The sequence below is a fragment of the Sediminibacterium sp. GW821-FHT12F12 genome, from assembly GCF_058806635.1.
Genome location: NZ_JBXAPW010000006.1, coordinates 126,892 through 151,183, shown reverse-complemented (window position 1 = coordinate 151,183; position 24,292 = coordinate 126,892). Strand labels below are relative to the sequence as shown.

Here is a 24,292-nt window from a genome sequence, read left to right as displayed (position 1 = left end):
GTACCGCGCAGTATTATTTTTTATCTTTACCTGTGTACTATTCTTTCCTTCATACTATTATCTGCAGAAGGGTTATAGGGGCTTTTATGCTGTTGCTGGCGGCATCTCTGCCTGTTTTCGCGCAACAGGGTTCTACCATTATACCGGATGCCCCTGTAGCCAAAGACACCATTAACCAGCGCGATCTGATCGACATCGTTGTAAAATGGCTGCATATCCGTGACACTGATCTGAAAGTGGATGGCAGGAAAAAAATCTATTTTTCTTTTCTTCCCTTCGGCGCATCTGTTCCCGGAGGAAGTGGTACTGCTTTGATCACGAGTACCACCGCCGGTACCTATCTCGGGCCACGTAAAACCACTTATCTCTCCACGGCCAGTTTTGCCCCTTATTGGAATTTTAAGGGTCGGTATGGCTTGCCCTTGCGTACTGCGGTATGGTTACCTAACAATACCTGGACCATACAGGGCGATACGCGTTTCCTGAATTACCCGCAGTTTACCTGGGGATTGGGCAGCACACATAACAATACCACTCCGTTGCTGGTAGATCAGATATATATCCGTTTTCACCAGCAATTCCTGAAACGTATCAAACCTTATCTGTTTGCCGGTGTGGGTTACCATCTCGATTACCATTCCAGTATTCAAACAGATGCGGCACCGGGTACACTGGGCCAATACACGGGTTACGGTTATGGAACCGGGAGCCGGTCTTTTGTGTCCGGATTGAGTCTGAATTTTTTATATGATTCACGTAATAACGCGATCAATCCCTTGCCGGGTGCTTATGTAAACCTGGTATATCGTCAGCAGACAAAACTGTTGGGTAGCGATGATAACTGGCGTTCTTTATTTGTGGATATCCGTAAATACGTTTCACTGAACCCCCGCGATCCCATCCAACAGAATACACTTGCTTTCTGGACCTATCTATGGACCTCTCTCGATAATGGTACCCCCTACCTCGATCTGCCCAGTATCGGTTACGATCCGTACAACCGATCCGGCCGCGGCATAGACCAGAACCGCTACCGGGGCAAAACCCTTTATTATGCAGAAACAGAATACCGGCGCGATATTACCCGTGATGGTTTATTTGGGTTTGTCGTTTTTGGAAACCTGACTACCGTAAGTGGTACCGGCGGACTCTTCCGCAACTGGTATCCCGCGGCTGGTGCCGGTTTGCGCGTCAAATTCAACAATGGTTCCAAAACCAATATCGGGATTGATTATGCGTTCAGTAAAGGGTATAGTTCTATCAGCATCAGCCTCGGCGAAGCCTTCTAACATCTCTGTGTATCTCTGTTTCTTTGTGCGCTCTGTGTTAAAAGATAAAACAGATGCTGTAGCATGATTTTCAAAAAACGATTCGCGGATTAGCGAATGGCGGATTTTTTATGCAGCACACCAATAGCGCACCAATTCCTTAATCCGCTAATCCGTAATTCGTCATCCGTTAATCCTGCCTGCTTATTCCGGAAGATTGCGTAAGAAGAAATCCCGGATATTGCCTCCCATGATTTTCTCGACGGCAGCTCTGTCAAACCCCAGTTTTTGTAATTCTGTAACTATTAAAGGCGCACCGGTTACATCAAAATGCATTTCAAAAGCACCGTCCCAATCAGAGCCGAGCGCTACTTTATCTACCCCGATCCTGTCGGCTACATACTTGATGGTTCGCGCGGTGGCGGCGGCATCTTTACCGCATACGGCGGTTTCCCATAATCCCACCCCTACCAGTCCATTACGTTTGCCGATCTCGTCCAGCTGGGCATCGGATAAGTTCCGCTGGTTATCGCACAAAGCGCGCACACCGGTATGCGAAACAAGTAAAGGCCCGCTATGATATTTGAACACATCGCTGATAGTGGCTTGCGAACTATGGGCCAGATCGATGGTGATATGGAGGCTGTCCATTTTTTTTATTAGCTCAATTCCTTTGGGGGTGAGCCCGGTTTTGTTCATTCCATGTGCAGATCCCGCCCATTCATTGTCGAAGAAATGCGCGAGGCCGATATAACGTACACCGGCCTGGTAAAAAACGTTCAGGTTGCCCAGGTCGTTCTCCAGCGGTTGGGCACCTTCTAATCCCAGCATACCTGCTGTCAGTGTTGGGTTCTTTGTTCTGTCGGTTAAAAATTGTTTCAGCTCTTTTTGGGTGGTAACTACCCGGAACGCTCCTTTCGAATTTTTAGCGAGTCTCTCCAGATCGCGGCACTGACGCAAAGCCCTTGTTTTGATGCTGAACCAGTTGGCCGGTGTTTGTAACTGCGCAAAATTGAGCAGACCGATCTGGTCTGAGTTGGAAGGGTTTTGTTCAATATTGATGCCCGCCGGCACTTTACTAACAATGGTAAACACCTGCAAAGCCATATTGGCCTGCTGCATGCGGGGCAGGTCTACATGACCATACTGATGTAGCCGGGTCAGATCGCGGTTCCATAATAAAGCATCGCAGTGCAGATCGGCAATAAAAGGAATGGAATCGTACCAGTCCTGTTTGGCAAAGGGCCCTTTCATGGTTACTTTATTCTTAGACCGGTCGATGTATTGAGGAACAAAAGCAAAAAATAGAACAGCGATCACGGCAATACTGATCGCGAATACGCGCAGAAATTTTCTCATAGCAAACCAGTTGATTCCATGTAAATTAGGAAAAAAAGGAATGCACAGCGGATAGCTTTTCACAGATAACTGCCATCTTCTGATAGTACCTCTTTCAACTTCTGTATGAAGAAGTCGATCTCATCCCTGGTATTGCTGAAAGAGAACACCAGCCGCACCTCCTGCTGATCTGTATTCCAATAATAAAACCTGGCAACTGGTAAGAGTTGTTGATATACAACCCAGGGCATTACCAGGAATACAATATTGGTGTCAACAGGATACGTAATCAGTGAACTGTTGATTTTTTCCAGTTCCTGTTTACAATAGTTAGCCAATCCATTGGTATGTTCGGCTATTTTATGCCAGAGTTGGTTGTGAAAAAGAGCAATAAACTGTGCTGTAATAAAGCGGTTCTTGGATGCGAGCTGCATGCTCCTTTTAAGCTGGTATTTGATGTTTTTAAATCTGTCGGGCGAAATAAATACAACAGCTTCGCCAAATAATAAACCAGCTTTGGTACCCCCTATCGTTATCACATCTGCCCCGCTGGCGTTAACCAGGCTGGCTAATGAACAGTTCAGAGCAGCCAGTGCATTAAAGATCCTGGCTCCGTCAATATGCAGTAAAAGACCCGCTTCCTGGCAGATATCACTGATAACTGCCAGTTCATCCAGGCCATATACAGTGCCATATTCGGTAGGTTGTGTAATGGTAAGTACACCGGGTACAGGGATATGTATGCCAGTTTGTTTGTTGATTTTTTTCTGTAAATCTTCCGGAACAATCTTGCCGTTTCGGGTATTGATTGGGTATAACCTGCATCCTGTAAAAGTTTCTGGTGCGGTAGATTCTGCGGTATACAGATGCGAAACATCTGAACAGAAAACAGACTGATATTTTTCTGTAATGCAACCGAGGGCGAAATTGTTGGCACCGGTACCATTAAAACAGAAATATATTTCAGCTTCTTCAGTACCCAGAAAATCTCTGCACATGCGGATGGCTTCTTTTGTATACCTGTCTTCACCGTAGGAAGGAACAAAATCTTTGTTAGCATCTACTACTGCAGCCATAATCAGTGGATGCGCCCCATCAAAATTTTCACTTGAAAAATACATCGTCATCTGTTTTTCAGATATAGAATGGCTTTTTCAACCATCAGGTCTGTACGAGGTTTTTCCGTCTCTTTCTGCCAGTTGATAAAAATAGCCGGTTTGAATGTTTCCCTGGGTGTTCCATTCATATGGTATAACCGCTCAGCAGGAAATGTGAACCGGATTTTGGTATTGGGCATTTCGAAACTATATACTGCACCAATCAAATGTGCCAGGTCGGTGCCGATAATAGTGGTGGAAGGTCTGTTCAATGCATCAAATCCTACCAGAATACCTTCTGCTATGCTGCCTGTCCAGTGATTGCCCAGTACCACCAGTGGTTTATTGTAGTATTTTCCTTTGCGGGGAGATACAATCTCTGCCCAGCTTCTTTTAATGCCTGTTGATTTTTCCTCGGCATAATACTCGTGTTTCTGATAATATCGATCACTGTCGATGAACCATCCTAAGATGGCTTTGGCAACAGCTGTATTCCCGCCACTAGGCGTTTCCCTGAAATCAAGGATAAGCGATCGGGTGTTGGCAAAACTTTGTATGATACTGTCAAAAACCGGGATCAGGGCATTATCATAGAGGCAATCATTGATCCTGATATAACCAATATTACCTATACGCCTTGATTCGATGTTAGATTGATATCGAATATGTTCTAACTGTAATCCTTTCTGATCAGGATAGAAGTTCTGCTGAATTCCCTGGTATTGCAGGGTCAGTATCCGTGGTTGTATATGGTTACCCGCCAGAGCCAATCGAAGGGCAAAACTTTTGGCTTCATTGTTCAGCGGCACAACTGTCTTAGGTAAAAAGGGCTCTATTGCCATGCTAACAGGTATATGATTGATGGCTATCACTTCCATTCCCGAACAAATACCACTTTCAGCTACCCCGAAACCTCTTCTTACTTCCGTAACCACAGGTTTTCCGTTGATATATTCTGCCCAGATATCTGTACCGGAGGGAACCAGCCGTTGTGAAAGGTTTGTATTGGTGTTAAAAACGGCATGATGATCGTAAATCTCATACATGGCTTTTTCCAGTAACTGAATAAACTGGTCACGCCGCGTAATGGTGTCTAATGCAGGGGTATACAGTTCTTTTACTTTGTTCCAGTTGGTTTGTTTTTTATCAAAGTAGCAGTATTCTTCGTTTACAGTTGACCAGAAATAGAGGAAGTCCTGCCGGTACTGTTCGGTGCTTATTTCAGATTTTTGTGCCAGTGCAAATGATTGCAGCCATAATAGTATTGATAAAAGAGGTATTGATTTCATAGATTTTTTGATCTGATGTTGAATGTTCATAGCAAAAATATCCAGCAGGCCGTAAAAATGATAGTACGATATTGCAGAAGAAGGATTAGGCTTTCCGGTAAGCCAGGGGTGTTATGCCGGTGATCTTCCTGAAGACTCTGCAAAAATGAGTGGCATCGTAAAAACCGGTTTCAATCGCTATATCCAGCAGGTTATTGTTTGTTTGCAGTAAAAGCTTGCTTTTTTCGATGCGCTTCAGGATTACATAATGATTAGGTGTTAAACCGGTCTCTTGTTTAAATAGACGGATAAATTTGTACTTATCCAGTCCGAATTTGCCAGCTGCATTTTCCAGTGAAAATTTTTCGAAAATTTCTTCTTCCAGGTATCTCCGGAAACGGGTATTGAAGCGGTTTGTATCCGGTGTAGGTGTAGCGTAGCAGGCAACCAGTTTTTGCAAGGCTTTTTGTAAGGCTTTTTCCAGACCGGAATGGAAATCGTGGCATGATGCGGATATAGAAAACAGTTGTTGAAACAATCCGGGATCCTGTATCAGGGCATTGTTAAAAAATACAGGAGTATTGTTATTCAGGTAGGTTACAATATCCGGAGAAACATAAAAGGTAAAAAATGAACTGCCCACCCGGTTATCGCAGAGGGTTGCATGTACTTCGTTCGGATGAGTGATTACAATGGCACCAACCGGCGCAGCTAACAGGCGTTCAGGTAATCTGGTAGTAAAGGTTTGCTCTAGTACCAGTGTAATATTAAATGTATCATGTATATGAAATGGGAAATTGCGGGTATGGTGCCTGGCATCCAGTACCTCGATACCATCCAAAACCGGTAAACGGTAATAATTATTTTGGTTAGTAATCTTCAAAATATTCTTTTTTTCTGATATATTACCTATTAGAGTATTCCTTACCAGGATGATTTCAATTCAAATATAAACTTCCTGGTCTATCATTCTCCATAAGGGCACTTTTCCTGATGTTCCTCCTGCGGCCCTCGAGGTTTGAGGCTAACCGCGCCGTAAATAATAGCTTCTTCTGAATACAAATGGGTGGTTTAGAGCCCTGTTTATTGTAACCAACAGGTAACAGCTTATTTAGAGGTTGTTTGAATTAATTGGTACAAACTGCTTATCTCTCTGCGAAAACTCCGCTTCTCTTCTTCTCAGCGGTTGGATGGAGCTTATACCAACCGCAGCGCCGCTGAGAACAGGGAGTTTTCGCAGAGAAAAACCATTGCGATATCTCAATTAATTAACTCAAACAGCTTCTTAGTGTTACCGCTAAACACTGTAAAGCCCTGGTAGTAATTTGACCGTTTTTGTGAGAAATTTTTCTGGCAAAAGCGCGGTAATCAAAACAGAAAACGGCTCCCATATCCGAAAAACCACCCTCTCTCGGGTGGGAGGTTATGAAAGTGATGCATCCAAAGAAATGTTCCATCACAAGCACTGAAAAGTGGATCTGCTCACATTTTTCTCCAAAAACGATTCTTTTTTTGGTAGAACCACCGCCAGACTATTATTTTGCACCCGGAGAGTTGGCAGAGTGGTCGATTGCGGCAGTCTTGAAAACTGTTGACTGTAACAGGTCCTGGGGTTCGAATCCCTAACTCTCCGCTTACACCCACCGAAGCCTCCGGCGTAGGTGGGTTTTTTATTTCTCCACATCCATCCCTTGAAACATCCTGTATAGTAGGCTGAAAACTATTTAAACAAAATCCGTTTCACCAGTAAAATAAAACAACACCCGAATATTAATTCAGGGATAAATAAGTAAAACCCATGCTGCCATTCAATATGTAGCGATTCTTTGTCTTGAAATGCTATAAAGGGAACCCATAACAAAAGAAGGCCAGAAAGCAGTAATCCATTGTGGTATATAGTTCCTGAAGTTTTTCTAACCAACAAATAAAGCATAATGAGTACACCGCTAAAACCACTGGCAGGTACCAAAAAAGTATAAACATCATATATCCCCAAACAGGAAACAGGCAATGCCATCATCATGGGCAGATCCCATTTTTCGGCCGACAGAATAGAAAAAAAGTAACTAAACAATGTAACCAGGAGCAGTAAACGATTGGATTTTACATGCATATTGGAAGGAAGATATTTGTATTAAATGTAAGAAACTGTTACTCCACAAAGAGTATCACAGATTTACCCTTTCTGTGGCTCTTCGAGTTTTTCTACCGAGATCAGATCGGCCAGATCCACGTTCATGGGCAATACACCCACCTGTACAATGGCCCGTTTGCCCCGGATCTCTTTTACCTCGCCCACCTGGTAATTCTTTTTCATTTTTACCAGCGAGCCTACGGTAATATTCTGGTTCAGTTCCTTATAGGTCTTGTCTACTTTTTTGGCCAGTTTGTTCACCACGATCTCTTCCTTGCGTTTAAAGAGCAGGTGCTGGAGGTTTTTAACCACCTGGTTTTTGTCTTCTGCTTTTTTCCAGTCAAGCACAATCTGTTTCAGCTTGCGCTCTATATCTTTCAGGTACACCAGCCGGTCTTCGGTTATGCGGTTCTGTTGTTTCAGTAATTCTACCTGCTGGCGGTGGCGTTCTTTGTCAATCACCACTTCCATTTCCTTCTTCAGTTTCTCATTTTCTTTTACCAACCGGGCCAGTTCTTTTTTCTCTTTCTGTAATTGCTGCAGGTCCTGTTCGGTACTGTTCAGTAACCTGTCCAGTTTAAAATGATCCTCATCTACCAGTTTACGTGCCCGGTTAATCAGGTGCTGCGGTAATCCAATCCTTTCGGCAATGGCGAACGTATACGAACTGCCGGGTTTGCCTACGATGAGTTTGTACATGGGTAACAGGTGTATCTCATCAAACTGCATGGCGCCGTTAATGATGCCCTGTGTATGGTTGGCCATTACTTTCAGGTTCAGGTAATGCGTGGTAACAATACCGAAAGAATGGCGGCGAGAGAGTTCTTCCATGATCACTTCCGCAAATGCACCACCGAGATTGGGATCGCTACCGCTGCCCAGCTCATCAATAAAGAAAAGGGTTTTACCATTGGCGGTTTCGATGAAATATTTCATGTGCAGCAGGTGACTGGAATAAGTACTCAGTTCAAATTCCAGGTTCTGCGTATCGCCGATATGGATAAAGAGTTGTTTAAAAATACCCATCTGCGACAAAGGACTCACCGGCACCAGTAAACCACTCTGCAGCATCATCTGGTTAAGACCAATGGTTTTCATGGTAACGGTTTTACCACCTGCATTGGGACCACTAATAACGAGAATGCGGTTTTTATCGTCGAGCGTTAGCGTAACGGGGATCGTTTTTTTGCCGGAGTGTTTGTTGTAGAGATAGAGCAAGGGATGATAGGCATCGATCAGGTGCACATGCGCTTTATCGGCCAGTTCCGGAAACTGTCCGTTCATATCCATGGCCAGTTTGGCTTTGGCGTTGATGAAATCGTATTCGCCGCTGATATCGAGGTATTGTTGCAGCAGACTGGCATATACCGATAAACGGGCCGTCAGATCGCGCAGGATGCGTTGTATTTCGCGGCCTTCTTCGTGTTCCAGTGCAAATACATCGTTATTGAGTTCGATGGTTTCTTCGGGTTCGATAAAAGCGGTTTTGCGGCTATCGCTCTCGCCATGCAGGATGCCTTTTACCTGGCGTTTGTGTTCAGAGAATACGGCCACTACCCTTCTGCCGTTACTGAAGCTTTCGTCAATATCGGCACTATAACCGGCTTTGGCCAGTTTGGCAATCACTTTTTCAAATACACGTCTCAGCTCATTCCGCTTGCGGAACAGGCTCATGCGGATCTTCTGCAGGTCTTCCGAGGCATTGTCTTTCACATTACCATTCTCATCCAGGATCTCATCAATCAGTTCAATGATCACTTTCTCATAATACGTGCCCGCAATTACCTTGCTCAGAGCCGGAAAAGCCTGCCTGCGCTCAGTATCAAACCAGCGGAAAATATTGCTGATATTCTCGGCCAGTTTGCGGATGGGTATCCATTGCTCGCCGGTTAACAGGGCACCGGGAATGGAGAGCAGTTTGAGGTCGCGACTGATATTATGGGTAAAATCGTTAGGAAAGTATTGTGCCTGCTGCAGGATCAGTTTGTACTCGTGGCTCTGTTTGAGTTCGGTTTCAATATAGTCTTTGCGTGTGTGGATGCGGAGGTTTTCGGCCTTGGTTTTGGCATATTCCGTACGGGCATGTTCTTTCAGCAAGGCTTTTACCTTGTCAAATTCCAGTTGATGCAGGGCCGATTCCGGGTATAAACGCATAGAGATCCTTGCTTTTTAAGTGCTGCAAAGGTAATGTTGTAGCCATTATCTCTGCCAAAACCTCGTATTTGACTATTAGGCATGCTGACAGAAACAAATGATGAACCACCGGTGGTCTGGCAGCAGAAAATGTTAAAATGCAGGTGAATGGTAAGTTCTGAACCATTGGTTCGTCAAACTGTTTACTATTCTTAGTCGTACATTTAAAAAAACGAAGATGATGCGCACCTGGTTATCCTTATTCCTGCTGGTATCGGGCTTTATGGCCTGTGCACAGCCTAAAACAGATCAGAAATTAACAGCTATGCAAACAAAACCCATCCCCAACGGGATTAAAACAGACACGGCCACACTGGGCGAAGGTTGTTTCTGGTGTACCGAAGCTTTTTTCCAGCGCCTCGAAGGTGTATATGAAGTAGTAAGTGGTTATGGCGGTGGATTTATTGAAAATCCGACCTATGAGCAGGTATGTGACAAGAATACCGGCCATGTAGAACTGGCCCGCATTGTGTACGACCCTGCAAAAATCAGTTTTGATGAACTGCTGGAAGTATTCTGGAAAACCCACGACCCCACCACCCGCGACCAGCAAGGCAATGATGTGGGACCGCAATACCGCAGTGTGATCTATTATCACAACGAAGAGCAAAGAAAAAAAGCCACAGAATACAAGGCCCAACTGGATAAGAGCGGTGCCTGGGACAAACCCATTGTAACCGATATTGAACCCTTCAAGAATTTTTACCCGGCCGAGAACTATCACCAGAATTATTACAACAGCAACCAGAACCAGGGGTATTGCCGTTTTGTAATTGCACCGAAGCTGGAGAAGTTTGAGAAAGTGTTCAAAGACAAGCTCAAGAAAAGTTAGTGCTGCGCACGATTGGCGGATGACGGATTTGCGGATTAACGGATTTTTGTTGTATTGCGCCGTTGTTGGTCGTCTGGCCAACAACTTTTCGATGAATTACTCAGTACTAAAGTCCCCCAGAAAAGATTTGTCAGATGATGTTTTACCCGCTCTAAAGAATGGGGCGAAAAGAAAAATTGCCACGCTCTTCAGAGCGTGGGTACCAAGAATAGAACTATTCCTTTTGGGGCTTCAGCCCCGAGTAGCAAATTGGATAATGTTCCGAATAGCTTGTTGGTAAGGCGACCAACAAGGGCAAAGAATCCGCCAATCCGTCATCCGCTAATTCGTAAATCTCGTCCTCCGAAGTTCAAGCAAATTCAGTGCATTCGGATAAAATCCCTGCACATTCGGTTGTACCAGGTGTATCGCCATATCGTACCAGATGGGAATCACTGGCGCATCGTTGATCACCAGCTGATCCATTTGCCGGTAAAGCTGGTAACGGAGGGAATCGTTGTTTTCGAGTAGCGCTTTTTCGTAAAGCAGATCAAAGGCCGGGTTCTTGTAGCGGGTATAATTGGGTGGTGCGGGATTTTTGCTGTAGAACATGGCCATATAATTCTCTGCATCGGGATAATCGGCAATCCAGCTGCCCCGGAAAAACTGCGCCTGCGATTTGGCGGTCTGCTCCAGCAATAAACTTTTCTGTATCACTTCTACCTGTACCGGAATACCCACTTCTTCCAGCTGACGCGCCACAAAACTGGCGATATCTGCATAAATATTGATCGTTAACAGTTTCACCGTGGGCAATCCTTTCCCATCCGGGAAACCGGCCTGTTTGAGTAACTGTTTGGCTTTGGCCGGATCGTACGGATAGCCCTTTACCATTTCTGAATTACGCGAGGGTAAACCACCCGGTACAAAACCTGCTTCGGCGGGGATACCGATGGAATTACGCATATACATCATCAATTGCTGCCGGTTAATGGCATGGTTCATGGCACGGCGAACAAGCAGGTTGCCATTGGCACTGTTTTTTACGAGTGGATTATTTGCATCTACCAGTATCCCGAAATATTCGGTGTTGAGATAAGGATGTTTTTTCAACTGTAGTTTTCCCTCCCATTGCCGGCGCAGCTCTCCTTTTTTAGTCAGTAACTCATCTTTGAAAGAAGGATCGATATCATTCACAAAACTCAAACCGCCCTGGCGGAACTGCAGAAATTCAGTGGCTTTGTTATCGAAGAAACTGATTTTTACGGCATCGAGATAGGGTAAACGGTTGCCCGTGCTGTCTTTCTCCCAATACCGCTCATTTTTATGCAGGATCAGGGCTTCCCCCTCATCCCAGGAATGAAACTGGAAAGGCCCGGTACCACAGGGATGCCGGCGGAAATCCTTGCCATATTTTTCAACCACTTCTCTCGGAACAATACTGCAATACTGCATACTCAGAATACCGAGAATGGGATGAAAGGGCCGCAATAACTGCAATTGAAAAGTAGAATCATTCACAGCCGTAAATCCCTGCGTGGTATCTATCCGGTTATTGAAGATCCATGCACCACTGCTGGCGGTATTTTTATCGATGATACGTTGCAGGCTGTATGCCACATCAGTGGCAGTGAGTTGTCTTCCCTTCCCTCCAGGAAAAGCTTCATTATCGTGAAAATAAATGCCCTGCCGGAGATGAAAAGTGTACCGGAGCCGGTCTGCACTAACCTCCCAGCTCTTGGCCAATGAGGGAACGAGGTTTAGTCCGCTGTCTATCTCCACCAATGTATTATACAATTGATGCACGGGCCACATGATAGACTGGTTCTTGGCAAAAGCCGGATCCAGTGTGGCAATGCCGGTTGATTCGTTGTAATAAAACACCTGGCGTTTGTCTGGCCGTTTTTGCTTACAGGCCGTAAAAACAAAAGCCAGTACCATCCAACAGAAATACCGCGAAGGAATGATATGTTTGTAAACGGGAGACTGAATTATCTTTTTATTGGCATTCATGCTGCCCGAATATCATAATTTTAAACAATGATGACAAAATTCAGCTTACTGCTCTTGCTCAGTATAGGAAGTTTGGGCATAACCAAAGCCCAGTTGGGTGAAAATAAAGAAGAATTTACCCGTGCCGATACCCTGCGGGGCAGTTTGAACGAAAACCGAACCTGGTGGGATGTGTTGCATTACAGTATTGCAGTAACACCTGATTTTGATAGAAAAACGATCAAGGGTAAAGTAGATATGCAGTTTAAAGTATTGCGTCCCGGTAAACGGATGCAGATAGATCTGCAGGAGCCCATGTTACTGACCAAAGCCTATCTGGGCGATACCAGACTGAATTATACCCGCGATGGCAATCTGTATTATCTTGATATACCCGTAAACCTGGCCAAAGGAAGTACGCAGAAACTGGCCCTTGCTTATGAGGGTAACCCCAAAGTGGCTAAACGTGCCCCCTGGGATGGTGGCTGGATCTTTCAGAAAGATGCCAAAGGCAGACCCTGGATGACGGTTGCCTGCCAGGGACTGGGTGCCAGTGTCTGGTATCCCTGCAAAGATCACCAGAGCGATGAACCGGATAATGGGGCCACCATGCTGATCACTGTTCCTGATACACTGGTAGCAGTGGCCAATGGCCGGCTGATCAATTCTAAAAGCTTCAGCAGTGGCACCCTTACCTGGCGTTGGGAGGTAAAGAACCCGATCAATAATTATAACCTTGTTCCCTATATCGGCAAGTATGTCAACTTTACCGATACCCTGCTGGGCGAAAAAGGCAAGCTGGACCTGAGCTACTGGGTACTCGATTATAATATCGACAAAGCAAAAGAACAGTTCAAACAGGCCAAAACCATGTTACGGGCTTTTGAATACTGGATGGGGCCCTATCCTTTTTATGAAGACGGATACAAGCTTGTAGAATCCTCGCATCTCGGTATGGAACACCAGAGTGCCGTGGCCTATGGCAACAAATACCAGAACGGTTATCTCGGTCGCGATCTGAGTGGCAGTGGCTGGGGACTGAAATGGGACTTTATTATTGTACACGAAAGCGGTCACGAATGGTTTGCCAACAGCATCACCAGTAAAGACCTGGCCGATATGTGGATCCATGAAGGCTTCACCAATTATTCCGAAACCCTGTTTACGGATTATGTATACGGCAAACAGGCCGGTAACGAATACAATTACGGAAGCCGCCGTGGTATCCAGAACGACAAACCCATTATTGGCCCGTATGGAGTGAACAAAGAAGGCAGTGGCGATATGTATCCCAAATCGGGTAATATGCTGCACAGCATCCGTCATGCTATGAATGATGATGAAAAATTCCGGGAGATGCTCCGGTTTATGGGTAAGAAATTCTACCACCAAACGGTTACCACCGAAGATATTCAACAGGTGGTGAGCCAGTTCTTCGGCGGCAATGTGAACAAAATATTTGACCAGTACCTCCGCACCACACAGGTGCCGGTTTTTGAATATGCCATCTCTGCCGATAAAACCAAACTGTCGTACCGGTATACCAATTGCGTGGATGGGTTTAACCTGCCGATATTCCTGCATACATCCAAAGGCGGATTATTACTCGGCCCTGAATCCAATAAATGGAATACCAAAGAACTGAAACCGGGCGATTGGGCAGCGTTTCCGATAAAAGAAATCGAGAAGAATTATTATGTGCAGGTGAAACAAGGGAGTTTGTAATTAGGAATTAATAATTAGTAGTTAGTAATTATCATTTACCAGCAAATACATCCCTATTTCTATATCAATCCTTTGAAGCAAACACAAAAATTATTAATTGCTAATTATTAATCATTAATTACCAAAATGGGTAGTATACGGAAACAGACGATCATCTCAAGTATACTCGTGTATATTGGATTTTTCATTGGCTTCATCAATAACTATTTCTATACCACTTCCACCCCTTTCTTTTTTTACGAGTCGGGCAATGTGTTTGCGCCCAGTCAATACGCTTTAACCAGGATCTTTTTCGATTTTGGACAGATCATGTTTGCTTTTGGTTCGTTGGGCGTGATTCCGGTGATCTATAAATTTTATCCTTATTACAAAGACAATCTGCCGGAGAAAAGGATCGATCTGTTATCCTGGGCCTTACTGGCATCTTTCTTTGGATTTTTATTGGTACTCTGGGGAGGCTGGTACTTTGAACCCCTGTTCATCCGTAAGTTCTCAGAGAACTCGCAACTGGTGGTGGATTATTATTTCTGGCTGTTTCCCTTTGCCATGGGCATGCTGTTTTTTTCGGTGATCGAAAGTTTCTGCTGGGCGGTACATAAATCGGTGATCTCTAATTTTCTGAAAGAAACCGGGCTCCGTATTTTAACCAGTGTACTGATTCTCTTGTTCTATTTTAAGCTGATCTCTTTCGAGTATTTCGTTTACCTGTTTGCCTTTCAGTACCTGGTCGTATTCCTGGTATTACTGGTCTATCTCTACCGTTCAGGACATTTATACCTCACTTTTTCCATCAGCCGTGTAACCCGTAAATTCTGGAAGAAGATCGTAGGTATGCAGGCACTGATCTTTGGCGGCACTTTTATTGCAGCTGTAGCAGCTACCATCGACAGCCTCATCATTGCCAGTTTAAAAGGACTCACGGCTACAGGTATCTTCGTGTTTGCGCAATATGCAGCCAACCTGATACAGGTACCCCAACGCAGTATCCAGTCCATTTCTGCAGGTATTCTCTCCCGTGCCTGGAAAGACAAAGACTATAAAGAGATTTACCGTATTTACCAGCGCTCATGTATCAACTTGTTGCTCATGTCGTTATTCATCTTCGGCAATATCTGGCTGAATGTAGTGGATGGAATGCAGGTACTCAATATCCAGAAAGATTATTCCGATGGATTGGGTGTATTGTTCATTCTCGGCATGGTGCGCATCATTGATGCCGGAACCGGGCTCAATGCCATGGTCATTAATACTTCTACTTTCTGGCGCTTCGACTTTTATAGTGGCGTTATCTTACTGGCTTTCCGTTTACCCCTTACCTATTTTCTGATCAAACAATATGGTATTATCGGTTCTGCCTTTGCTGAATTAACGGCTTACACCGTGTATAATTTTATCCGTTTCGAGTTCCTGCGCAGAAAGTTCAAAATGCAGCCCTTTACCATCAAAACCCTGTATTCCTTCCTGTTAGCGGCAGCTGCCTATGGTTTCTGTTATTTCCTGATGAAAGATATTCACGGCTGGGCAGGACTTATCCTGCGCGGCATCAGTTTCTCCGGCATCATGATCGGCGGCATCTTCTACTTCCAACTAACCCCCGATGCAGGACAGTTATTTGCGGTATTTCTTAAGCGAGTAGACCGTTACCGGAATAAATAATGGGATATTTTTTCATCACAGAGATACAGAAAACACGGAGGTTCACTGAGAAGAATCCCGTCAATTTTTAATTGCTAATTTTTAATTACTAATTACTTCGTTACTCTTCCTGCGCCACGAAACCTCGGCTGCCAGTACTTTTCATTCAGATCACTGATCATCACCCCACCACTCGTGGCTGCGTGTACGAATTTGTTGTTGAGCAGGTAAACACCCACATGCGAAATATCTCTTCCGCTGGTGTTAAAGAAAACGAGGTCGCCCTCGCGTAGGTCTTCGAGTTCTATTTTTTCGGCAATATTGTATTGTTCCTGCGAGGTTCTGGGTAAAGATAACTGGTACACATCGCGCATAATAACCTGGGTAAACGCCGAACAGTCAATACAGTTATCGGTACTGCCACCCATACAGTATTTGGTGCCCCACCATTTATCGATCACTTCGAGCAAAGGAATATTGGTGAGTTTTTCTACAGACGCATCGGTGGCAATGGCGTATTTCAGTTGCAGCATATTGGCATTCTCGATGCCGAACGACATCAGCCGGTTATCGGCTTTGCCATAGGTAACAGTCTGGTCTTTACCCATCTCTCCTTTTTTGGCATTGCCCGTTCCCGTTTTCTGCGAGGAAGTAACCAGGTACCCCGGCGTTACTTCTATCCCATTAATAAACTCTCTTTTGGCGGTTGATTTAATCTTTTTGGGAGCAGTGGCACCGGATGCACTGTCTTTGGTACTGATCTTACGCACCGAACTACAGCCCGACAGGATCAGGATGGCCAGTAAAGGCAAGCATATATGCTGTATTTTTTTCAGATGACTCACATCCGCAAGTTAAAGGCCATAGCCATAAAATGCTTAAGGGGGAATAACTTTTGTGTTTTCTTAACCGCTTTCAGCAGATGTGGATAAATAAGACCGACGACCACATCGATCCAGACCGTTCATTTGTGGAAAAATTGCCCTTCTTTCCGGCTGCCGGATAACCGATATTTGTCGCTTGTTGGAAACTTAAAACTCCAAACTCCAAACTCCAAACTCCCGACTTCCCCATGCCCCAGTTCTCTCACCTGCACGTTCATACCCAATACTCGTTACTCGATGGTGCCGCACCGATCGATAACCTGTATAAAAAAGCCATGAAAGATGGGATGCCCGCTTTGGCCATCACCGATCATGGTAATATGTTCGGGGCCTTCAATTTTGTGAGCCAGGCATGGAAGAACACCAAAGTGGTAGGGAAAGATGCCAATGGAAAAGATATCCTTGAACCCACGGTAAAACCCATTGTGGGCTGCGAGTTTTACGTGGTAAAAGACCGTCATATCAAAACCTTTACCAAAGAACTCAAAGACGAACGTTACCACCAGGTATTGCTCGCTAAAAACAAGATCGGTTACCAGAATCTCGTTAAACTGACATCGCTGGGTTTTATTGAAGGGATGTACAGTAAATACCCGAGGATCGATAAGGAACTGATAGAAAAATACCACGAAGGATTGATTGCCACCACCTGTTGTATTGGTGCCTACGTGCCCCAAACCATTTTACACGATGGTGAAGCGGCTGCTGAAAAAGAATTCAAGTGGTGGCTGGATATGTTTGGCGAGGATTATTATATTGAACTGCAGCGTCATAATATCAAAGAGCAGGAACTGATCAACGATACCCTGGTCCGTTTCTCGAAGAAATACAAAGTACCGGTGATCGCTACCAACGATAGTCACTATGTAGACCGCGACGATTCCAATGCACACGATATCCTGCTTTGTATCAATACCGGCGAAAAACAGAGTACACCGGGTTTCGACGATTTTGTGAATGATGAGGTACAGATAAAGAACCGCCGTTTCAAATTCCCGAACGACCAGTTCTATTTCAAGACCACGGAGGAAATGTCGAAACTGTTCAGTGATATTCCAGCATCGCTCGAGAATACACAGGCGGTAGTGGATAAGGTTGAGATCCTGAACCTGAAAAAAGACATCCTCCTCCCCGCTTTCCCCATTCCCAAAGAGTTCCAGGTGCATGCAGATGCCAACCTGAACCAGTGGGAGTTTCTGCAACACCTCACCCGTGAGGGGGCCAAAATGCGATACAATGACCTTACACCGGCCATTCAGGAGCGTATTGATTTTGAACTGTTCACCATCAAAACCATGGGTTTTGCGGGGTACTTTCTGATTGTGAGCGATTTTATCAAAGCCGGAAGAGATATGGGTGTGTTTGTAGGGCCGGGACGTGGATCGGCTGCGGGCAGTGTGGTGGCGTATTGTATCGGTATCACCAATATCGACCCCATTAAATACAACCTGCTGTTTGAGCGTTTCCTGAACCCGGATCGTAAGAGCATGCCCGATATTGATACGGACTTCGATGATGAGGGCCGCCAGAAAGTGATCGATTATGTAGTAGATAAATACGGCAAAAACCAGGTGGCGCAGATCATTACCTACGGTACCATGGCAGCCAAAATGAGTATCAAAGATGTGGCACGTGTGCTGGATCTGCCATTGGCCGAAAGTAATATGCTGGCCAAACTGGTGCCCGATAAACCGGGAACGGAACTGCGCAGGGTATTGCATGCCCCATTAACCATTAAAGAAGGCGAAAAATCTCTCGAAGAAAAAGAAGCCTACCAGCAGGAAGATATTGATAATGTAAAAAAGATCCGCGAGATCTATAACGGGAACGATATCCGCGCACAGGTATTACACGAGGCCGAACGACTGGAAGGCTCGGTACGTAACACAGGTATTCACGCCGCTGGTATCATCATCGCTCCGAAAGACCTGACGGATCTTTTGCCCGTAGCCGTTTCGAAAGACTCTGATCTCTGGGTAACACAGATCGAGGGAAGTGTGATCGAAGATGCCGGTGTTATCAAGATGGACTTCCTGGGGCTGAAAACCCTCTCCATTTTAAAAACTGCCCTGGAACTGATCAAACAGAACCACGGTGTGGAAATAGACCTGGATACGATTGCACTGGATGATGAAAAAACTTTCCAGTTATACCAGAAGGGCGAAACCAATGCCACGTTCCAGTTTGAAAGTGTGGGTATGCAGAAATACCTGCGTGAGTTAAAACCGGATAAGTTTGATGACCTGATTGCGATGAACGCACTGTATCGTCCCGGCCCTATTGCCTATATCCCCAAATTCATCGACCGTAAACATGGCCGCGAAGCCATCAGTTACGACCTGGAGGATATGAAAGAATACCTCGAAGACACTTACGGTATTACCGTATACCAGGAACAGGTGATGCTGCTGAGCCAGAGCATCGGCGGTTTTACCAAGGGCGATGCAGATGTATTGCGGAAAGCCATGGGTAAAAAGCAGAAATCGGTACTCGATAAAATGAAGGCCCAGTTTATCAGCGGTGCCACAGCCAAAGGACATGCGCCCGATAAACTGGAAAAGATCTGGACCGACTGGGAAGCCTTTGCACAATACGCATTCAACAAATCGCACTCCACCTGTTATGCCTTTGTGGCTTACCAGACGGCTTACCTGAAAGCCCATTATCCGGGCGAGTATATGTCGGCAGTACTGAACCATGCCGGTGCCATTGAAAAGATCACTTTCTTTATGGAAGAGTGTAAACGAATGGGCATTAAAGTACTGGGGCCGGATATCAATGAATCGCTCAAAGGTTTTGCAGTAAACCAGCGGGGCGAGATCCGTTTTGGTTTGGGTGGACTGAAAGGTGTGGGCGATGCGGCCGTGGATACCATTATTGCCGAGCGTGAAAAAAGCGGTGAATACAAAGATATTTTCGATTTTATCAAACGGGTATTGCAGAAAAACGTAAACAAGAAATCGCTGGAGAGCCTGGCTTATTCCGGTGCTTTTGATTGTTTTACAGCCTATCACCGTGCACAGTATTTTTATACGCCCGAGAACGAAAGGCAAAGCGGACTGGAACGCATTATTGCTTATGGACAGGCGCAGCAAAGTGTTACCGGTACCGCCAATACCCTCTTCGGCGATCTGTCGGATGCCATGAAAGTGCAGGTACCCAAAATTCCCCAGTGCGAACCCTGGACCCTGACCGAACTGCTGGATCACGAAAAAGATGTGACGGGTATGTTCATGAGCGGGCACCCGCTGGACCATTTTAAATTTGAACTGAAATATTACGGCATTACCAAGATCAACGATTTTAATGAGATCAGGGATTCGCTGAGTGCACAGTCGGGACTGGGCAAGAGTTTGCGGGTGGCCGGCCTGGTGATAGATGTACAGCACCGGGTTACCAAAACGGGCAAAAACTTTGGCTCTTTTGTGATCGAGGATTTTACGGGTAAAACAGAGTTTGTGTTGTGGAGCGAGGATTATATCAAGTTCCAGAACTACCTCGAAAAAGGGCAGAATATCCTGCTCACCGGTTTTTTCCGCAACCGCTACAACCAGCCCAATAATTTCGAATTCAAGATCAATGTGATGTCTTTGCTCGAAACCGTGAAGCAGAACCTGACACGCAGTATCGAGATCAATATGCATCCGGCATCGGTAACGGCTGATTTTGTGAGTTTTGTAGATAAAAACGTACGCAATAATCCCGGTAAATCGTCCTTAAAATTCAATCTCTTTGAACCCAAAGACAACCTGAAAGTAACCCTCAGTTCTTTTGACCGCGGTTTTCAGATGAACGAAGAAATGGCGGATTTTCTGATGGCCAATCCGGATGTGGATATACAGGTGGGATTGGTGGGGTAATGAATCAGCTACTTTTCGATGAGCTGCCTGTATTGATCCGGTTACTTGCCTTCTTTATACATAATCACCTGGTCTATCCGGAATATATCCGGCACCTGATTCAAATCAGCATTCTTGAAAAAACTATTAAAATAGGCATTGGTAGTGCGAGGTGCAATATTTAATACAATATCCGGCAAATCAGAGATTTCGGCATTGGTAGTGCCAATAAGCAGACCGGAAGTTTTCTTTCTGATATCAATACGCAGCCATCCATTTACGGGTTTCGTTAAGTTGCAATTGAAGTAAATACGAATATCACATGGATTTAACGGTTGCCCGTATTTGTAGGTATAACAGGTAATCGCGGGAGAAATTTCAATGGTTAACTCAGTGCTATCCAACTCTTTCACCAGAATATAACCTGTCCCAATTTCGGTCTGGGTGCTGGTGATAACATTTGCCAAAGGATCCGTAACCTCTTTAGTACATCCTGTTAAATACATAACTGCAGTCAAAAAAGATAGTTGAATCAGCTTTTTCATTTTCTGTTATTAAAACTGTTGTACATTTTCTAATACAAAGTTACACAAGCAGTAAAGCTTTAAAAATGACATTTGTCATTACCTTCCCATAAAACCCTAAGGGGAAACCATTGCAATGTTCTTTCTGATACCTGTACCCTATTCGCTATACCAGCAGGTATTCCGGCATGTTGCCATTTATTCCGATTAACAGAGGCCTGGATATCACATATTTATGTGAGTTCTTGTTACTCACCCCCCTATACAGTTGTTCATCCTTTTTTACCGCAGAGCTGTAACTTTTTTTACACTACTTACGTACTGTACAAAACCAAAACCTGCATGCAAACACCTGTAGCTACCCCACGCATCATCACGGTTGATGTGCTTCGTGGCTTTGCCTTATTCGGCATTCTGCTGGCGCATATGATTTTCTGGTATAGCGCCGGTCCCTTACCCGGCGAGCTCTTCAACAAATACAAAGACATTGGCTCGCAGGTAATGCCTGTAATTAATGACATTTTCATTTCCGGTAAGTTCTTTGCTTTTTTCTCTTTTCTCTTCGGACTGAGTTTTTACCTGCAGATGCAGAGCATGGAGAAACGAAACGACAATTTTGTATTACGCTATGCCTGGCGTATTACCCTGCTGGGATTGATCGGTGTGGTGCATCACGCTTTCTGGCGTGGCGATATTCTCTCCATTTATGCGCCACTGGGTTTTCTTTTATTACCCATGCGTAAATGGAATAACCGGATTATCCTGGTACTGGGTATTCTGTTTGCCCTGAATGTTCCCGGCAAACTGATTGAAGTGGTGAAACTTCTGTCAACGGTACCAACATCTCCTCCCCCTCCTGGCAATGGGCCCCCACCCGATTTTGAAGCGGTTGGCAAAGCCTATTTTACCATGATGCAACAGCCTTACTGGTGGCCCTTGTTCAAAGCCAACCTGCTCAACTTCCCCGATAAATTCAAATTTCAGCTCGATAGCGGCCGCATATTTGTCACATTCGGCTTTTTCCTGCTGGGTATGTACACAGGGCGTAAAAACTGGTTTGAAACCCCGGATAGCTCCCGACCGGTATTTAAAAAGATACTCCGCACCAGCAGCTGGCTGGGTTTGGGTTGTTTGCTGGCAGGACTGAGCCTGATTGCCGCCAATACCTTCCTGAAACTTGGTTGGGAGCAGAACCCGGTTATGGGCTTCATTTTCAGCATCTTTTATGACACCCTGAGTGCTTCGCTGGTTTGTTTTTATGTTGCGGGGATCAGTTTACTGTTATACAGGCCCAAATGGCAGAAAAGGCTCTATCCGCTGGCTTCGGTGGGTAAAATGGCACTGAGCTGTTATCTCACCCAAACCCTGCTGGGCCTGGGGTTGTATTATGGTGTGGGGCTGGGCCTTGTTGGCCAAACCGCTCCCTGGCTCAACTGGCTGATTGCCCTGGTTTTCTTTGTGGTGCAGGTAATCCTATGCAAATGGTGGCTGAAAAGCTTCCGCTACGGCCCGTTTGAATGGCTCTGGCGTTCGGCCACTTTCTTGCAATGGTATCCCCTGAAACGGAAATAGCTGCCCCCTTGTCAGGTTTTTACTGTTGCAACGTCATTAGTCACAGTGGTGGAAAAGTCAAAACAGCATAAACCAGGGTTTGGATTTATATTTGACATCCTTCTATCACAAGAGACAATCATAAACAATTTAAATCTTAGACAAATGGCTTTAGAATTAACAGACGCAAATTTCCAGGCAAACGTACTGGACAGCGATAAACTGACATTGGTAGATTTCTGGGCAGAGTGGTGTGGCCCTTGCCGTGCTATCGGACCCGTTATTGAAGAACTGGCCAAAGAATACGACGGTAAAGTAAACGTGGGCAAAGTAAATGTTGACCATAACCCGAACCTGAGTGTGAATTATGGTATTACTTCCATTCCTGCCATCCTCTTCATCAAAGGTGGACAGATCGTAGACAAACAGATCGGCGCTGTACCGAAATCGGTATTGGATAAAAAGATCCAGGCGCATATTTAAGTTGTGCACAGATATTTTCAAAAGAGCCCGGGTTTCGGGCTCTTTTTTTTGAACAGATGAACAGACGAACAGATGAACAAGGAACGGACGAAGGCTTAGGCAGTATGTCGAATTCGCTTGTTATCATCTGAAAATTGCCGTACTCTATCCTCCGATCATCTGTTCTTCTGTTCCTTGCTCGTCTGTTCGTCTGTTCCTTGTTCATCTGTTCTTCTGTTCGATTTTTCCTATCTTCCCACCTGATTTCTACCACTAAAACAACTTGTCTATGAATATCAAGGCCCGCCTGATGCTGATGAATTTTTTGGAGTTCTTTGTGTGGGGTTCCTGGCTGATCTCGTTGGGGGGATATATGATCGTAACCCTGGGATTTACGGGCGGTGAAGTGGGTGCCGTTTATGCTACCATGGGTATTGCTTCTCTTTTTATGCCCGCCCTGATGGGTATTGTGGCCGACAGGTGGATAAATGCCGAAAAAGTGCTGGGGTCATTGCATATCATAGGTGCTTTATTGTTGCTCTGGGCTTCTACTGTTACCGATTACCGTACTTTTTACCTGATCATGCTGCTGAATTCGATGGCATTCATGCCTACCATCGCACTGAATAATACGGTTTCTTATATCGTGCTGGAAAAGAAAGGATTTGATATCGTGAAAGACTTCCCTCCCATCCGGGTATGGGGCACTATTGGTTTTATTGTGGCCATGTGGATGGTGGATCTTTTCGGCTGGACAAAGAGCCCTTTGCAGTTGTATGTTAGTGCCGGTTCAGGTTTGTTACTGGGTATCTATGCCTTTACCATGCCAGCCTGCACCCGGGTACCGGTGGAAGCCAAGCGTAGCCTGGTATCTGCTCTGGGACTGGATGCTTTTGTGCTGTTCCGCCGTAAAAAAATGATCATCTTCTTTATGTTCGCCATGTTGCTGGGGGCGGCGCTGCAGATCACCAATGCATTCGGATCGCCTTTCCTGGATGATTTCAAAGGCAAGTTCCCCGACTCATTCGGCGTACAGCATCCCAATTTATTGATCTCCATCTCGCAGATCTCTGAAACCCTGTTCATCCTCACCATTCCTTTCTTTCTTAAAAGATTCGGGATCAAAAATGTAATGCTGATGAGCATTTTTGCCTGGGTATTCCGTTTCGGTCTCTTCGCCATCGGCGATCCCGGCCCGGGTCTGTATCTGCTGTTGATGTCGATGATCATTTATGGTATGGCATTTGATTTTTTCAATATCTCCGGCTCGCTTTTCGTGGAAAAAGAAGCCGATATCAAGATCCGCGCCAGCGCGCAGGGTTTGTTCATGCTCATGACCAACGGTATCGGCGCCTATCTCGGTGGAACCATCAGTGGCTGGGTAGTAGATTATTTCACGATCGACGGCGTAAAAAACTGGCAGAACATCTGGTTCAGTTTTGCCGGATATGCGCTGATTCTGGGAATTGTTTTCCCCTTGGTTTTCAGGTATAAACATGACAGGACAGCGTTGGAGGGAGTGAAACACTGATAATTAAAAATTAGCAATTAAAAATTGGACTGGGGAGGCT

At 45.2% G+C, this 24,292-nt stretch carries 17 protein-coding genes and 1 tRNA gene; 9 read left to right on the top strand and 9 right to left on the bottom strand.

Annotated elements, in window-relative coordinates; all coding sequences use genetic code 11:
• The first annotated feature begins 32 nt into the window (after positions 1-32).
• On the top strand, positions 33-1,289 hold the full coding sequence (locus AC1RNB_RS11015; protein ID WP_493082730.1) for a BamA/TamA family outer membrane protein: 1,257 nt from the start codon (positions 33-35) through the stop codon (positions 1,287-1,289).
• 183 nt (positions 1,290-1,472) lie between these two features.
• Here the strand turns inward: AC1RNB_RS11015 and AC1RNB_RS11010 are convergent, their stop codons facing one another.
• The 4 genes from AC1RNB_RS11010 to AC1RNB_RS10995 all read right to left on the bottom strand — a co-directional run bounded on the left by AC1RNB_RS11010 (position 1,473) and on the right by AC1RNB_RS10995 (position 5,854).
• Positions 1,473-2,627, bottom strand: a complete 1,155-nt coding sequence (locus AC1RNB_RS11010) for a dipeptidase (protein WP_493082728.1) — start codon at positions 2,625-2,627, stop codon at positions 1,473-1,475.
• A 59-nt stretch (positions 2,628-2,686) separates the two neighbouring features.
• Positions 2,687-3,727, bottom strand: coding sequence for a threonine aldolase family protein (locus tag AC1RNB_RS11005; protein ID WP_493082726.1), 1,041 nt, complete (start codon positions 3,725-3,727; stop codon positions 2,687-2,689).
• A gap of 2 nt (positions 3,728-3,729) precedes the next feature.
• A complete protein-coding gene (locus AC1RNB_RS11000; protein WP_493082724.1) occupies positions 3,730-4,992 on the bottom strand; it encodes a S41 family peptidase in 1,263 nt (420 codons plus the stop codon).
• Positions 4,993-5,077: 85 nt separating this feature from the next.
• Complete coding sequence (locus AC1RNB_RS10995; RefSeq protein ID WP_493082722.1) at positions 5,078-5,854, bottom strand: helix-turn-helix domain-containing protein; 777 nt, start codon at positions 5,852-5,854, stop codon at positions 5,078-5,080.
• Positions 5,855-6,519: 665 nt separating this feature from the next.
• Here AC1RNB_RS10995 and AC1RNB_RS10990 point away from each other — a divergent pair.
• Positions 6,520-6,604, top strand: a tRNA-Ser gene (locus AC1RNB_RS10990).
• Positions 6,605-6,691: 87 nt separating this feature from the next.
• On the opposite strand, the gene AC1RNB_RS10985 is transcribed toward AC1RNB_RS10990, so the two are convergent.
• Together AC1RNB_RS10985 and AC1RNB_RS10980 are read right to left on the bottom strand one after the other, a co-directional pair.
• Positions 6,692-6,994, bottom strand: coding sequence for a hypothetical protein (locus tag AC1RNB_RS10985; protein ID WP_493082721.1), 303 nt, complete (start codon positions 6,992-6,994; stop codon positions 6,692-6,694).
• Positions 6,995-7,147: 153 nt separating this feature from the next.
• On the bottom strand, positions 7,148-9,259 hold the full coding sequence (locus AC1RNB_RS10980) for an endonuclease MutS2 (RefSeq protein ID WP_493082720.1): 2,112 nt from the start codon (positions 9,257-9,259) through the stop codon (positions 7,148-7,150).
• 217 nt (positions 9,260-9,476) lie between these two features.
• Between AC1RNB_RS10980 and msrA the strand changes: the two genes are divergently transcribed.
• Complete coding sequence (gene msrA / locus AC1RNB_RS10975) at positions 9,477-10,130, top strand: peptide-methionine (S)-S-oxide reductase MsrA (RefSeq protein WP_493082719.1); 654 nt, start codon at positions 9,477-9,479, stop codon at positions 10,128-10,130.
• Between the two features lie 321 nt (positions 10,131-10,451).
• Here msrA and AC1RNB_RS10970 read toward each other — a convergent pair whose 3' ends face one another.
• Complete coding sequence (locus AC1RNB_RS10970; protein ID WP_493082718.1) at positions 10,452-12,122, bottom strand: ABC transporter substrate-binding protein; 1,671 nt, start codon at positions 12,120-12,122, stop codon at positions 10,452-10,454.
• 27 nt (positions 12,123-12,149) lie between these two features.
• Here AC1RNB_RS10970 and AC1RNB_RS10965 point away from each other — a divergent pair, with 27 nt between their 5' ends.
• Both AC1RNB_RS10965 and AC1RNB_RS10960 read left to right on the top strand, forming a co-directional pair.
• A complete protein-coding gene (locus tag AC1RNB_RS10965) occupies positions 12,150-13,826 on the top strand; it encodes a M1 family metallopeptidase (protein ID WP_493082717.1) in 1,677 nt (558 codons plus the stop codon).
• A 126-nt stretch (positions 13,827-13,952) separates the two neighbouring features.
• On the top strand, positions 13,953-15,482 hold the full coding sequence (locus AC1RNB_RS10960; protein ID WP_493082716.1) for a lipopolysaccharide biosynthesis protein: 1,530 nt from the start codon (positions 13,953-13,955) through the stop codon (positions 15,480-15,482).
• 92 nt (positions 15,483-15,574) lie between these two features.
• Here AC1RNB_RS10960 and AC1RNB_RS10955 read toward each other — a convergent pair whose 3' ends face one another.
• Positions 15,575-16,306: a C40 family peptidase gene (locus tag AC1RNB_RS10955; RefSeq protein WP_493082715.1), complete on the bottom strand. Its 732-nt coding sequence runs from the start codon at positions 16,304-16,306 to the stop codon at positions 15,575-15,577.
• A gap of 227 nt (positions 16,307-16,533) precedes the next feature.
• Here AC1RNB_RS10955 and dnaE point away from each other — a divergent pair, with 227 nt between their 5' ends.
• Positions 16,534-20,205 (top strand): DNA polymerase III subunit alpha, encoded by a 3,672-nt coding sequence (dnaE, locus tag AC1RNB_RS10950; RefSeq protein ID WP_493082714.1) that lies wholly within the window; start codon positions 16,534-16,536, stop codon positions 20,203-20,205.
• Between the two features lie 41 nt (positions 20,206-20,246).
• On the opposite strand, the gene AC1RNB_RS10945 is transcribed toward dnaE, so the two are convergent.
• Complete coding sequence (locus tag AC1RNB_RS10945; RefSeq protein ID WP_493082713.1) at positions 20,247-20,729, bottom strand: hypothetical protein; 483 nt, start codon at positions 20,727-20,729, stop codon at positions 20,247-20,249.
• Positions 20,730-21,050: 321 nt separating this feature from the next.
• Here AC1RNB_RS10945 and AC1RNB_RS10940 point away from each other — a divergent pair, with 321 nt between their 5' ends.
• The 3 genes from AC1RNB_RS10940 to AC1RNB_RS10930 all read left to right on the top strand — a co-directional run bounded on the left by AC1RNB_RS10940 (position 21,051) and on the right by AC1RNB_RS10930 (position 24,252).
• Entirely contained in the window at positions 21,051-22,280 is a 1,230-nt protein-coding gene (locus tag AC1RNB_RS10940) for a DUF418 domain-containing protein (RefSeq protein ID WP_493082712.1), read from the top strand.
• Between the two features lie 144 nt (positions 22,281-22,424).
• Positions 22,425-22,742, top strand: a complete 318-nt coding sequence (gene trxA / locus AC1RNB_RS10935) for a thioredoxin (RefSeq protein ID WP_493082711.1) — start codon at positions 22,425-22,427, stop codon at positions 22,740-22,742.
• Between the two features lie 268 nt (positions 22,743-23,010).
• Positions 23,011-24,252 carry a nucleoside permease gene (locus AC1RNB_RS10930; RefSeq protein ID WP_493082710.1) on the top strand — a complete coding sequence of 414 codons (1,242 nt, stop codon included), beginning with the start codon at positions 23,011-23,013 and terminating at the stop codon, positions 24,250-24,252.
• The last annotated feature ends 40 nt before the right edge of the window (positions 24,253-24,292 follow it).

Coding starts and splice junctions, on each gene's coding strand:
- AC1RNB_RS11010 (WP_493082728.1), bottom strand. CDS start 2,627: ATGAGAAAATTTCTGCGCGTATTCGCGATCAGTATTGCCGTGATCGCT.
- AC1RNB_RS11005 (WP_493082726.1), bottom strand. CDS start 3,727: ATGTATTTTTCAAGTGAAAATTTTGATGGGGCGCATCCACTGATTATG.
- AC1RNB_RS11000 (WP_493082724.1), bottom strand. CDS start 4,992: ATGAAATCAATACCTCTTTTATCAATACTATTATGGCTGCAATCATTT.
- AC1RNB_RS10985 (WP_493082721.1), bottom strand. CDS start 6,994: ATGATGATGGCATTGCCTGTTTCCTGTTTGGGGATATATGATGTTTAT.
- AC1RNB_RS10980 (WP_493082720.1), bottom strand. CDS start 9,259: ATGCGTTTATACCCGGAATCGGCCCTGCATCAACTGGAATTTGACAAG.
- msrA (WP_493082719.1), top strand. CDS start 9,477: ATGATGCGCACCTGGTTATCCTTATTCCTGCTGGTATCGGGCTTTATG.
- AC1RNB_RS10970 (WP_493082718.1), bottom strand. CDS start 12,122: ATGAATGCCAATAAAAAGATAATTCAGTCTCCCGTTTACAAACATATC.
- AC1RNB_RS10965 (WP_493082717.1), top strand. CDS start 12,150: ATGATGACAAAATTCAGCTTACTGCTCTTGCTCAGTATAGGAAGTTTG.
- AC1RNB_RS10960 (WP_493082716.1), top strand. CDS start 13,953: ATGGGTAGTATACGGAAACAGACGATCATCTCAAGTATACTCGTGTAT.
- dnaE (WP_493082714.1), top strand. CDS start 16,534: ATGCCCCAGTTCTCTCACCTGCACGTTCATACCCAATACTCGTTACTC.
- AC1RNB_RS10945 (WP_493082713.1), bottom strand. CDS start 20,729: ATGAAAAAGCTGATTCAACTATCTTTTTTGACTGCAGTTATGTATTTA.
- AC1RNB_RS10940 (WP_493082712.1), top strand. CDS start 21,051: ATGCAAACACCTGTAGCTACCCCACGCATCATCACGGTTGATGTGCTT.
- trxA (WP_493082711.1), top strand. CDS start 22,425: ATGGCTTTAGAATTAACAGACGCAAATTTCCAGGCAAACGTACTGGAC.
- AC1RNB_RS10930 (WP_493082710.1), top strand. CDS start 23,011: ATGAATATCAAGGCCCGCCTGATGCTGATGAATTTTTTGGAGTTCTTT.